This window comes from Paraburkholderia sp. GAS334, assembly GCF_050436625.1.
GTDB lineage: Bacteria > Pseudomonadota > Gammaproteobacteria > Burkholderiales > Burkholderiaceae > Paraburkholderia.
In genome coordinates this window covers 1-12231 of sequence record NZ_JBNDMO010000021.1, presented here as the reverse complement: position 1 = coordinate 12231, position 12231 = coordinate 1, and the positions used below count along the sequence as shown (strand labels likewise).

Here is a 12231-nt window from a genome sequence, read left to right as displayed (position 1 = left end):
CCATTATGACGCAGGATGTCTGGCGACGCCGGCCATCTCGAGTTGCATCAGCACCATATTGACGAGCCCGTTGACCGATGGCCGCCCCGTTTCGATCACGAAATCGGCGCATTCGCGGTAAAGCGGATCGCGCACGGCATACAGCGCTTCCAGCCGCCCCTTCGGATCTTCGGTTTGCAAAAGCGGGCGATTCTTGTCGCGGCGGGTCCGCAGCCACAGATCGTGCGGATTGGCCCGCAGATAGACGACGAGGCCGCGACTGCTCAGCAGTTCCCGGTTTTCGGGGCGCAGAACCGCGCCGCCGCCCGTAGCCAGCACAATATTGTCACGGCCGGACAGTTCGGCGATGGTGTGCGCTTCGCGGTCGCGGAAACCCGCTTCACCTTCGAGTTCGAAGATGGTGGCGATGCGCGCGCCCGTGCGCGCCTCGATTTCGTGGTCCGAATCGAAGAACGGGCGGTCCAGCCGGCGCGCCACCGCCCGGCCCACGGTGGTTTTACCCGCCCCCATGAGCCCTACAAAAAATACATTGGCGTTTGCGTCCCGCGGTTGCAACGGTGTCCTCTGGCTATTCCGGTATGGTTCGTGCCGCAGCTTAAAGGCAAAGCGACTGCCTTGTCGAGCCTGCGGCCAGACGCTTCGGCAGACCTTCAATTTGTCTGCACAACGCGCGGCGTGATGAAAACGACCAGTTCGCTGCGCTGGTCGCGGTGCGCGGTATGGCGAAAAAGTGCGCCCAAAAGCGGTATTTTGCCCAGGAGCGGCACCCGCGTCACATCGCTGCGGTCGTCGGACGCGTAAATGCCGCCGATCGACACCGTCCCGCCGTCCTCCACTTCGACCCGCGTCTGCACGTGTTTGGTGTTGATCGCGGGACCTGCATCGGTTTGCTCGCCAACGCTGTCTTTCGCGACGTCGAGGTCCAGGATCACCCGGCCGTCGGGCGTAATCTGCGGTTCGACCTCCAGTTTGAGCGTCGCGCGGCGAAACTGCACGCCGGAGACGCCCTGCCCGACTTTAGCCTGATACGGCAACTCGGTTCCCTGTTCGACAACCGCCTTCATGCGGTCCGCCGTCACCACGCGGGGGCTCGAGACGATCTGCCCGCGCCCCTCAGCCTCGAGCGCACTCAACTCGATGTTCAGAAGGCGGGTAGCGTGAGCGGCGAACAACGTCAGTCCGGCGGTCGCCGCGTCAAAACCCGCGATCGGTCGCGCGGACAGGTCGTAGACGGCGCCCTCCTTGCCGCCGCTCAATCCACGCGAGGTGCCATCGGTGTTGGTGGCGTTCATCGAGAGCCGCACGCCCAGATTGCGCGAAAAGCCCTGCTCGCCTTCGACGATGCGCGCCTCGATCAACACCTGCCGCGTGGGCCGGTCGAGCGACGCCAGCAGGTCGGCGATCTGCGCGAGGCGCCCCTCGATGTCGGTGACGAAAAGCAGATTCGTGCGTGGATCGGCCATCACCGCTCCGCGTTTGGACAGCACGCGCTGCGTGCCGGAAGCGGTCAAAAGCTTGCGGATGTCTTCGGCGTGCGCGTAGTGCAACTCGAACATGCGGCTCGCGAGCGGCTCCAGGTCCGCGGCTCTCGCGTGCGCTTCGAAGCGCTGCTTTTCGCGTGCGGCGAGATCGGCCAACGGCGCGACCCAGATCACGTTGCCGCGCCGCTCCATCGCGAGTCCGTTGACGTCGAGCAATGTATCGAACGCGGCGCGCCACGGCACCTTGTTGAGCCTAAGCGAAACGAAGCCCCGTACGCGCTCGCTCGCGACAATATTGAGCCCCGTGAACTGCGCAAACGCGTTCAGTACCGCGCCGAGTTCAGCGTGCTGGAAGTTGAGCGTGATCGGGCGAACGGCTTCTTCGGCGTCCCCCTGATAGGCGAGCGTCGGGCCGCTCATCCGCTGCTGCGGCGCGAGTGGGACCGGTGGCCCTTCCAGCGTTGCGTGAGAACTGGCTTCGACGGGCGACGATGTCGCAGCCGACGGCTGATTGCCCGTGGCTGCCGTTTCTTCCGATGCCTCGCCATTGGGCCCCTTTTCGTTCAACAGTGCCCCGGCTACGGACGCTTCTCCCGTATCCGCCGATGACGGGTTTCCCGTCGCAGCCCCGTCGTCGGGCGGATTAACCATGTCAGCGTTCGCGCTGCGAGGCAAAGGGGGCAAGCCGTATGGCGTCAACGTGTCATCGATCGGCATGCGCTCTGGTAACGGCGGCAAAGACGCCTGCGCCAGCGTCGTACCGAGGCAAAGACACAGGCAGACGCAGCGAAGCACGCCGCGCACCGGCGCCCTCGCGATCATGACGCCACCTCGGCAAGCATCAGCGTGTGCGTGCGGTCGTTTCCCGTCAGCGAGATGCCCAGCGGATCGATACGTACCACACGCTCCGCGCCAAGGCGCTCGCCGACCGTCACAGCGGCAACGCCATCCGGCGTCTCGACCAGCGCAAGACCGCGCGAAGAATCGCGCAACAGGCCGACGAGGCGCAACGAAGCATCATCTGACAGGATCGGTGGATTCACAGGCGAAAAAGGGTCGAAGAACAGGATGTCTTCGTCCTCGTCACGACTCGACGTCCCGGCAACCTGTGTCGGCGCGGGATGCAATGCGGAAAAGGAGTCAAGCGTCGCGTTGATGGTCAGCATTCCGCCCTGCCGCCTGATCGTCACGTCGGCCGGAACGACAAGCGTGGGCAGGCTCGGCAAGCCACGGAGAAATCCCAGCCACTCCGCGAAATCAGCACGTGCCGTGAGACGGAGTGGTCGCATTGCGGTCGTCCCGGTTCCGCTCGCTGGCTGGGGCGCAAGCGTCAACAATTCGACCCCGTGATTGCCCGCTAGCTGCGATACGGCGTGCAGATCGTCCGCGGTTGTCCATTTCGTTGCATCACGCAGCGCGGGTGCCTTCGCGGCCGCACCGCGCAACGCGGGCAATCGCGCGACGGCCTGACGGGCGTCGGCCAGATGTCGTCGCGCTTCCTCCAGTCGCGTGCGGCTCGCCTGCACGCCGCCCAGATCGGCCGCGAGCCATGCGTTGTCACCCGCGACGAAAACGGCAACCGCGATAACGGACGCGACAGCGAACCGACGCCGCACGCTCCATACTTCAGGCGGCACGCGCGCGTGCGAGAGCAACGTCGCCACAATACCGCCTCCATCCATTCCGGCCATTCGGCCAGCAATCGCACCATTCATCTTTTACCTCGCCTGTTTGTTTGCCTGCGTTGAGCGCGTACCCGCCGGGACAGGCGGTCGTTTCGGCTCGTCCGAAGCTCCCGCCCAACGCAGGCGCGCAGCGAATTCCACCTGGCCGCGCGCGGGCGATGAGGCCGGCTGCGCAATGCCAGGCTGCGTGCGATGCAGTTCGCTCATCTCCACGTTCCCTGCACCCGGTACAGCGGCAAGCCGCTTGAGCCACGCAGCGGGCGCAACGTGATCGCCGGCCATTGCTCGAAATTCGGTTTCGTGCGGACGATGTCGCATTTCCTGCAAGACGACGCCACCACTGTCGGCCGCGTCGTCTTCGCTCAACGCTTCCATCAGAGCAAGCAGATGCGTGAGCGACGCGGATGAAACCCCTGCCTGCGCCGCGCGCGCCTCACGCTCTTTTGCATCGCGCAGAAGCGTCGCCTGTTCTGCAAGCGGCCCTGCAAACTGCGCCAGCGAATGTTCGATCGTCGCTCGCTCCGCTTCGAGCCGCGCGCCCTGAAATGTCTGCCAGCCCGCCAGCATCAGCACAGCAATTCCACCGACGAAAACCGCGCCGATCCATTCGAGGACACAGCGTTGTCTCGCGCGCCGCCTGTCGCGCTCGCGATACGGCAACAGATTGAAGCCACCTGGCTTCCCGCGTCGCGCGACGGGATGCTGCGCAACGAAGATCTGAAGAAAGCGCACGGACATCACTCCATGAGACCGCGCAATGCCAGACCGAATGCAACAGCAAGCGCGGGCTCACACAGCAGATCGTTCCGCAGCGGATGCCCTCCATCGCCGTGAAGTGCACATTCGAACGGCAGCACCAGGCAGCCCAGCAGATCACCGATATCAGCGGCCGTAAAACCCACGCTTTCGAGCAGCGCTACCTGACCGCACAGGACCACGCATCCCACGCCGTCGTCGGCCAGGTCGCGAAGTGCGTCGGCCAGATCGGCATGCTCGGGCGCCGGATAACGCATGTCCCCGACAACCACTTCGTCAGCGATGCGCCAGCCGTACACGCCGTCGTCGCCCACCCAGATCGCGGCATAAGGCTCGTGTACGTCGAGTTCTAGCGACGCCGCGTGTCGCATTGCGCGCAACGCAGCATGCGGCTCGCCATCGATCGCGGTGAGCGTGATGCCCGCCGCGGCCGCACACTCCATACGCGCTTCAAGATGCGTCCTCGTCGTTGCCGCTATCGTCACGCAGCCGCTGCATCGCGGCGATTCCTCGATGAACCAGTCGACCGCGAGCGCATGCCGCTCGATGCCCGCCACGCGCTCCGCTTCGGCCATGACGGCCGGCTCGAGCGCGGCAAGCGCATGATCGCCAGCGATGGAACGACTGGTCGAAGCGAGTTGTGCCATCGGTATCGAAATCGTCATCGTGGCCGACGCAGGCATGGCCATTGCACAGCGGAGCACGTGCGTCCGGCACTCGCGAGGCAGTTGCGCGAAGAGCGCCCGCAGCGCTGAACCGACCGCGCCACGGTTGACGATCTCGGCGCCCGCCATCGCACCCGCGAACAACGGTTCGATCGCAACACATTCGAGCCGTACCGGGCCGCCGCTCCGTACCCGCTGGCTCAATGTGACGAGCCTGACTTCCTGCTGACCAATATCGATGCCGGCTGCGAAACGGCGTACCGCCGACATCAACGAATTTCTGAGCGCCATGACGCCTCCCTTCAGAACCGTGCGCCGAACCATTCGGACGCGACGACAGGAGGGATTCTGCTCAGCGACCAACGTGGGCGATATTCGGCCAGATGGCTAACGTGGCGTGGCGCGCCACCCGCTCGCAGGCAAAACGGCTAAAGTTAGATCATCCCCTGCGCGGCGCGCCGTCCGGGCGTAAGCACGCCGAAAGCTGCCTGCCCGGGCGGCTATAATCGCGGGACTGTTTTCTGGTATTCATATGCAATCTTCGTCGCCTGTGTCCCCGCCACCCGTCCCGCCAAAGCGCAAACGTCCGCTGTGGCTCAAGATCATCTTCGGCTTCGTGGGTCTCATCGTTGCGGGCATCGTCAGTGCCGGGCTCGTGCTGGGCTATGCGCTCGTCGTCGCGACGCCGAACCTGCCGTCGCTCGAAGCGCTGACCGACTACCGGCCGAAGGTGCCGTTGCGCATCTATACGGCTGATCACGTGCTGATCGGTGAGTTCGGCGAGGAACGGCGCGACATCGTGCGCATTCAGGACGTGCCGGACAGTCTCAAGAAAGCGGTGCTCGCCATCGAGGACGCGCGCTTCTACGATCACGGCGGCGTCGATCTCGCCGGTATCGCGCGGGCCGGTTTCGTCGCGCTGTCGAATGGGCATGCCACGCAGGGCGCGAGCACGATCACGATGCAGGTTGCGCGCAATTTCTTTCTGTCGAGCGAGAAGACCTACACGCGCAAGATCTACGAGATGCTGCTCGCGTACAAGATCGAGTCGAAGTTGTCGAAAGATCAGATTCTCGAGGTCTACATGAATCAGATCTATCTCGGTCAGCGCGCGTACGGTTTCGCGAGCGCCGCGCGTGTGTATTTCGGCAAGGACCTGAAAGACCTGTCGCTCGCTGAATCGGCGATGCTTGCGGGTCTGCCGAAAGCGCCGTCAGCGTACAACCCGGTCGTCAATCCGAAGCGCGCCAAGGTGCGCCAGGAATATATCCTCACGCGCATGCTCGAACTGCGCTACATCACGCAGGAGCAGTACGACCAGGCCGCGAAACAGCCGCTCATCGTGAAAGGCGCAGGCAAGGAATTCAGCGTGCATGCTGAATACGTCGCGGAAATGGTGCGGCAGATGATGTACGCGCAGTATCGCGAAGAAGCGTACACACGCGGTTTCAATGTCGTCACGACGATCGATTCCGCAGATCAGGATGTCGCGTATCACGCGCTCCGGAAAGGTTTGATGGACTACGAACGGCGCCACGGTTATCGCGGGCCGGAAGCGTTCATCGAGTTGCCGTCCGACGCCGATGACCGCGAACAGGCCATTGACGACGCGTTGCTCGAACATCCGGACAACGGTGAGATCATCGCGGCTGTCGTCACGTCGGCGAGCCCGAAGCAGGTGCAGGCCACGTTCATCGACGGCAACTCGATCACGATTGAGGGCGACAACCTGCGTTTTGCGTCGTTTGCACTCGGCACGCGCGCGCAGCCGAACCAGCGCGTGCGGCCGGGCGCGATCATCCGCGTGGTCAGGAACGACGACGACGGCTGGTCGATCACGCAGTTGCCGCAGGTCGAAGGCGCGTTCGTCTCGCTGATTCCGCAGGATGGCGCGATCCGCGCGCTCGTCGGCGGCTTCGACTTCAACAAGAACAAGTTCAATCACGTCACCCAGGCGTGGCGTCAGCCGGGGTCGAGCTTCAAGCCGTTCATCTACTCGGCGTCGCTCGAAAAGGGACTGGGCCCGGCTACCGTCATCAACGACGCGCCGCTCTTCTTCAGCGCGGCCGAAACGGGCGGTCAGGCGTGGGAGCCGAAGAATTACGGCGGCGGCTTCGATGGCCCGATGACCATGCGCACTGCGTTGCAGAAGTCGAAGAACCTTGTGTCGATCCGCATCCTGAACAACATCGGCACGAAGTACGCGCAGCAGTACATCACGCGCTTTGGTTTCGATGCCGATCGACATCCGGCGTATCTGCCGATGGCGCTTGGCGCAGGACTGGTTACGCCGCTGCAGATGGCTGGTGGATTCTCGGTGTTCGCAAACGGCGGGTATCGGATCAACCCGTATCTGATTGCTGAAGTCACCGATCAGCGTGGCATCGTCGTTGCACACGCCCAGCCGCTCGTTGCCGGACAGAGCGCGCCGCACGCCATCGAACCGCGTAATGCCTACGTGATGAACAGCCTGTTGCTGAGCGTCGCGCAGCGTGGCACCGGCGCGAAGTCTAACGTCCTGAAGCGCACCGATCTCGCCGGCAAGACAGGGACGACGAACGATTCACGCGATGCGTGGTTCGGCGGCTACCAGCACACGCTGACCGCAGTTGCATGGATCGGCTATGACAACCCGCGCAGTCTCGGTGACAAGGAAACGGGCGGCGGCCTCGCGTTGCCGGTGTGGATCGACTACATGGGCCGGGCGCTGAAGGGCGTGCCGGAGTACAAGATGCCGATGCCGGACGACGTCGTCTCCATCGGCGACGAACTGTACTTCGACGACTTCACGCCGGGGCACGGGTTTATTTCGACCGTTGGCGTCAGTCAGGCGACGCTCGATGAAGCAGGCGGCGCGTCGGGTGCCGCGCCTGAGCAGGTTGGCGAAAAGGAAAAGCAGGACATCATGAACCTGTTCAAGGGACACTAGCGCTTGCGCTGGCGACTTCGCGGCGCGTCCGCCGTCGCGAAGTCTGGCCTGGTTCGAGAAGCCGCCAGCACCAGACGGTGCGGCGGCTTTTCTCATTTCACGGCAAGCGCAAAACGGCGCATTCCAAACCCAACCGCCATCGCCAGCGCGCGAACACTCAAGGGTTAAACGTCACCGTCTCACCCGCCTGCTGCGTCGCATAGTCCGACAGCGCGGAGAAAAACTCGGTGCCATTGCGCGTATCGCGCCATGCGTTATCGGTGAAGCGGAAATGGAAACCGCCGGCTTTCGCGGCGATCCAGATTTCACGCATCGGCGGCTGAAGGTTCACGATGATCTTCGTTTTGTTCTCGAACTCGAGCGTCAAAACATTGCCACTTCGTTCGAATTCAATATCGGCATCGGTGTCGTCGACGGCACGCTCCACGGCGGCCAGAACGGCCTCGGCGCGGGTCAGGTATTCACTGTCGGACATGCTAAACTCCAGCGATTAATCATTCAGGGACAGTCATGCGAGTCGCATTCAGGATGAGCGCGGCGGCGCCCCGCGCGATTGTAGCGGCTTTGGCAATTTTCGCAGGCGCTACACTCGGCGGCTGCGGACAACGCGGCCCGCTCTACTTGCCTACGGTACCGCCATTACCGGCAAAACCCAACGAGCAAACGCAACCGCCTTCGCCCGATGAAGTCCGTCCTGACGCAGAAACCGCATCGAGCGACATGCCGGCATCGACGGGCATAAGCGGCACAGTACCCGATACGTCGGGCAAGCCGCTTTCGCTGTCACCGGATAGCGAACTTCGCACGGCACCCAATGAGGGCGCGTCGCCCGCAACAACGCGTCCGGCTTCTGGCGCGTCCTCGGATCAATAAGACTTTCGCATGACTTCATCCGCCTTTACCTACGTCGACGGCGTACTCCACGCTGAAGGCGTGTCCGTCGTTTCGCTTGCCGAACAGTTCGGCACGCCGCTTTATGTCTATTCTCGCGCAGCGCTCACCGATGCGTGGCAAGCCTACGCCGGCGCATGCGCTGGACGTCGCGCGAAGGTTCACGTCGCGGTGAAGGCGAACAGCAATCTCGCCGTCCTCAACGTGTTCGCTCGCCTCGGCGCGGGCTTCGACATCGTGTCGGGCGGCGAACTCGCCCGCGTGCTCGCTGCAGACGGCAAGGCGGAAAACGTCGTGTTCTCGGGCGTCGGCAAAAGCGCCGCTGAAATGCGCGAAGCGCTCGCGGCCGGCGTGAAATGCTTCAACGTCGAATCGATTCCCGAACTCGACCGTTTGAACGAAGTGGCCGGATCGATGGGCAAGAAGGCGCCGGTCTCGCTGCGCGTGAATCCGGACGTCGATGCGAAGACGCATCCGTACATTTCCACCGGTCTCAAGTCGAACAAGTTCGGCGTAGCTTTCGATGACGCGCGCGCCACATATCGCGCCGCCGCTGCAATGCCGAACCTCGACGTCATCGGCATCGACTGCCACATCGGCTCGCAGATCACCGAAATCGCGCCGTATCTCGACGCGATCGACAAGCTCCTCGAACTCGTCGACCAGATCGAATCGGACGGCGTGAAAATCCGCCACATCGACGTGGGCGGCGGCCTTGGCATCACCTACGACGACGAGACGCCGCCGGACATCGGCGACTTCGTGCGCACGCTGCTCGATCGCATCGCGCAGCGCGGCCATGGTCATCGCGAAGTGTATTTCGAGCCGGGTCGGTCACTGGTCGGCAACGCGGGCGTGCTGCTCACGCGCGTTGAATTCCTGAAGCCGGGCGCGGAGAAGAATTTCGCGATCGTCGATGCTGCGATGAACGATCTGGCGCGCCCCGCGATGTACGAGGCGTTTCACCAGATCGATCCGGCCGTGAAGCGCAATGGAGAGGTTCACTCGTATGACGTCGTCGGCCCGGTTTGCGAAAGCGGTGACTGGCTTGGCCGCGACAGGCCGCTTGCTGTCGAGCCTGGCGATCTGCTCGTGATCCGTTCGGCAGGCGCGTACGGTTTTGCGATGAGCTCGAACTACAACACGCGTCCGCGCGCCGCTGAAGTGATGGTCGACGGCGACAAGGTGCACGTCGCGCGAGCACGTGAAGAGGTGAAGCAGCTTTTCGCCGGCGAGTCCCTGCTGCCGGATTGAGAGCGACAGCGCGTCAGCGTTACCGCTGCACCTCGCGCTTCACCACGCGTCCACGCAGCCACACGAGTAGTCGCCAGCCCAGCAGCGCGATAACGATCGCGCCGTATATCTTCGGCAGCACCAGGTCGTGTTTGCCGGCCTTCATCCACCAGAAGTGCAGGATCGCGAGCGCGGCAATTGCATAGATCGCGCGGTGCAATGCCTGCCAGCGACGCCCCAGCTTGCGCACCATCGCTTTCGGCGACGTGACCGCCAGCGGAATCAGCAGCACAAACGCAGCAAAGCCGACGGTGATAAACGGCCGCTTGCCGATGTCCTTCAGGATTTCAGCTACGTCGAACCACTTGTCGAACCAGATGTAGGTTGTGAAATGCAGCGTCGCGTAGAAGAACGCGAAAAGACCGAGCATGCGCCGAAAACGCAGCACGGGATTGATGCCGGTCAATCGACGCAGCGGCGTCACGGCCAGCGTGATGCAGAGAAACACGAGCGTCCACAGACCCGTCGAACGCGTGATGAACTCGATCGGGTTGGCGCCGAGACGATCGGTCAATCCGAAAAACACGATGCGCGCGAGCGGATACCACGCCGCGACGAACACCGCGATCTTTGCGGGCACGATCCAGCCGTTGCCCGCAGCGGCGACGGGCCTGCGCGTCGAAGTCAAAGTCGAAGCCGCAACCCCGCCGCGTCGCGTCGAGGAACCAGAAACACCCTGTGTATCGGAAGCCATATCGTCGATGCTCAGAAGTTCTTCTTCAAGTCCATGCCCTGATACAGCGACGCAACCTGGTCCCCGTAACCGTTGAACATCAGCGTCTTGCGCTTTGGCTGGAAGAAACCGTCCTCGCCGATACGCCGCTCGGTCGCCTGACTCCAGCGCGGATGGTCGACGTTCGGATTCACGTTCGAATAGAAGCCGTATTCCGACGGTGCGTATGTGTTCCAGCTGGTCTTCGGCTGCTTGTCGACGAAGCGGATCTTCACCAGCGACTTCGCGCTCTTGAAACCGTATTTCCACGGCACGATGATGCGCACCGGCGCTCCATTCTGGTTCGGCAGCACTTCACCGTAGACGCCCATCGTCAGGAGCGTCAGCGGGTTCATCGCTTCGTCCATCCGCAGACCTTCGGAATACGGCCAGTCGAGAATCGGCGTCGACAGACCCGGCATCTGCGACGGATCGGCCAGCGTGACGAACTCCACGTACTTCGCATTGCCAGTGGGCTGCGCGCGTTTGATCAGCTCCGCGAGCGGCACGCCGATCCACGGAATCACCATCGACCAGCCTTCCACGCAGCGCAGCCGGTACACGCGCTCTTCGAGCGGCGCGAGCTTCAGCAATTCGTCGATATCGTAGACCTTCGCGTTCTTCACCTCGCCCTCGACGCTCACGCGCCACGGACGCGGCCGCAGCGTGCCCGCGTTGCGCGCAGGATCGTCCTTGTCGGTGCCGAATTCGTAGAAGTTGTTGTACGTCGTCATGTCCTTGAACGGCGTGACCTTGTCGGCGGCAACGAACTTCGCGTTCGTCGTCGCGGCGAGCTTCTGCGCCTTGTTGTCGGGCGCCGCGAACGCTGCAAGCGCTTCGCCATTGACGCCGATCAGGCTGCCCATCGCCGCAGCCCCGGCCGCCTGCAACACGCGCCGCCGGTTCTCGAATATCGGACGCGGCGTGATTTCGCTGCGCGGGATATCGTCACCGCCGAGCTGAATCCTGTCGCTTCGCTTGACCCACATGTGCTGCTCCTCGATGGCCGTCCGGGCCACGTTGATGATCGTTCGACCTTGCCTGCCTATGTCCTGCTCTGACAAACAGTCTGGATTCGCGAAAATTCCGCATCGCCATAAAAAAACCGCCGGTGCGAAGCACCCGGCGGTTATCAGTCGGCGGAAAGCGGCGAATCTTACAGCTTTCCGTAACTATGCAGCCCCGACAGGAACATGTTCACGCCGAGGAAGGCGAAAGTCGTGACCAGCAGACCAGTCAGCGCCCACCAGGCGGCAATATGGCCGCGCAGGCCCTTCATCAGCCGCATGTGCAGCCATGCGGCGTAGTTCAGCCAGACGATCAACGCCCACGTTTCCTTCGGGTCCCAGCTCCAGTAGCCGCCCCAAGCTTCGGCGGCCCACAGCGCACCGAGAATCGTCGCGATGGTGAAGAACGTAAAACCGACGGCGATCGACTTGTACATCACGTCGTCGAGCACGTCGAGCGTCGGCAGGCGGTCCACCAGCACGCCGTGCTCCTTCATCAGATACGCCACACCGACCATCGCCGACAGCGCGAAGCTGCCGTAACCGATGAAGTTCGCCGGCACGTGAATCTTCATCCACCAGCTTTGCAGCGCAGGGACGAGCGGCTGGATCTGCTGCGCATCGCGGGCGATCGAGTACCACATCAGGAAACCGACGGCCGCGCTGATCACGAGCAGCACGAACGCGCCGAGCGCGCGCGTGTTGTAGTGCTTTTCGTAATACAGATAGAAGAGCGCCGTGATCAGGCTGAACAGCACGAATACTTCGTACAGGTTCGAGACAGGAATATGGCCGACGTCCGCGCCGATCAG

General features: G+C 63.1%; 12 protein-coding genes. 3 read left to right on the top strand and 9 right to left on the bottom strand.

The features are described from left to right. Positions 1 to 3: 3 nt before the first annotated feature. The 5 genes from P3T21_RS28605 to pilM form a co-directional block, all read right to left on the bottom strand. Positions 4 to 555 carry a shikimate kinase gene (locus P3T21_RS28605; protein WP_429259418.1) on the bottom strand — a complete coding sequence of 184 codons (552 nt, stop codon included), beginning with the start codon at positions 553 to 555 and terminating at the stop codon, positions 4 to 6. A 95-nt stretch (positions 556 to 650) separates the two neighbouring features. Continuing rightward, the gene (locus P3T21_RS28600) at positions 651 to 2303 is read right to left on the bottom strand and encodes a type IV pilus secretin PilQ (RefSeq protein ID WP_429259319.1); all 1653 of its coding nucleotides are present in this window, start codon (positions 2301 to 2303) and stop codon (positions 651 to 653) included. Beyond that, positions 2300 to 3196, bottom strand: a complete 897-nt coding sequence (locus tag P3T21_RS28595) for a hypothetical protein (RefSeq protein ID WP_429259318.1) — start codon at positions 3194 to 3196, stop codon at positions 2300 to 2302. Before P3T21_RS28595 ends, P3T21_RS28600 begins: the two co-directional genes overlap by 4 nt. Positions 3197 to 3199: 3 nt before the next feature. Next, positions 3200 to 3898, bottom strand: a complete 699-nt coding sequence (locus P3T21_RS28590; RefSeq protein ID WP_429259317.1) for a fimbrial assembly protein — start codon at positions 3896 to 3898, stop codon at positions 3200 to 3202. Positions 3899 to 3903: 5 nt separating this feature from the next. Further along, on the bottom strand, positions 3904 to 4878 hold the full coding sequence (gene pilM, locus P3T21_RS28585; RefSeq protein WP_429259316.1) for a type IV pilus biogenesis protein PilM: 975 nt from the start codon (positions 4876 to 4878) through the stop codon (positions 3904 to 3906). 241 nt (positions 4879 to 5119) lie between these two features. Between pilM and P3T21_RS28580 the strand changes: the two genes are divergently transcribed. Continuing rightward, positions 5120 to 7516: a penicillin-binding protein 1A gene (locus P3T21_RS28580; protein ID WP_429259315.1), complete on the top strand. Its 2397-nt coding sequence runs from the start codon at positions 5120 to 5122 to the stop codon at positions 7514 to 7516. A gap of 157 nt (positions 7517 to 7673) precedes the next feature. Here the strand turns inward: P3T21_RS28580 and cyaY are convergent, their stop codons facing one another. Further along, positions 7674 to 7991, bottom strand: a complete 318-nt coding sequence (gene cyaY, locus P3T21_RS28575) for an iron donor protein CyaY (RefSeq protein ID WP_429259314.1) — start codon at positions 7989 to 7991, stop codon at positions 7674 to 7676. 35 nt (positions 7992 to 8026) lie between these two features. Here cyaY and lptM point away from each other — a divergent pair, with 35 nt between their 5' ends. Further along, on the top strand, positions 8027 to 8389 hold the full coding sequence (lptM, locus tag P3T21_RS28570) for an LPS translocon maturation chaperone LptM (protein WP_429259313.1): 363 nt from the start codon (positions 8027 to 8029) through the stop codon (positions 8387 to 8389). A 9-nt stretch (positions 8390 to 8398) separates the two neighbouring features. Further along, the gene (gene lysA / locus P3T21_RS28565) at positions 8399 to 9661 is read left to right on the top strand and encodes a diaminopimelate decarboxylase (protein WP_429259312.1); all 1263 of its coding nucleotides are present in this window, start codon (positions 8399 to 8401) and stop codon (positions 9659 to 9661) included. Positions 9662 to 9680: 19 nt separating this feature from the next. Here lysA and msrQ read toward each other — a convergent pair whose 3' ends face one another. The 3 genes from msrQ to ccsB all read right to left on the bottom strand — a co-directional run. Continuing rightward, on the bottom strand, positions 9681 to 10394 hold the full coding sequence (msrQ, locus tag P3T21_RS28560; protein WP_429259311.1) for a protein-methionine-sulfoxide reductase heme-binding subunit MsrQ: 714 nt from the start codon (positions 10392 to 10394) through the stop codon (positions 9681 to 9683). An 11-nt stretch (positions 10395 to 10405) separates the two neighbouring features. Then, positions 10406 to 11401, bottom strand: coding sequence for a protein-methionine-sulfoxide reductase catalytic subunit MsrP (msrP, locus tag P3T21_RS28555; RefSeq protein WP_429259310.1), 996 nt, complete (start codon positions 11399 to 11401; stop codon positions 10406 to 10408). A 167-nt stretch (positions 11402 to 11568) separates the two neighbouring features. After that, positions 11569 to 12231, bottom strand: a 663-nt coding sequence (gene ccsB, locus P3T21_RS28550; RefSeq protein WP_429259309.1) for a c-type cytochrome biogenesis protein CcsB, incomplete at its 5' end; no start/stop codon positions are given.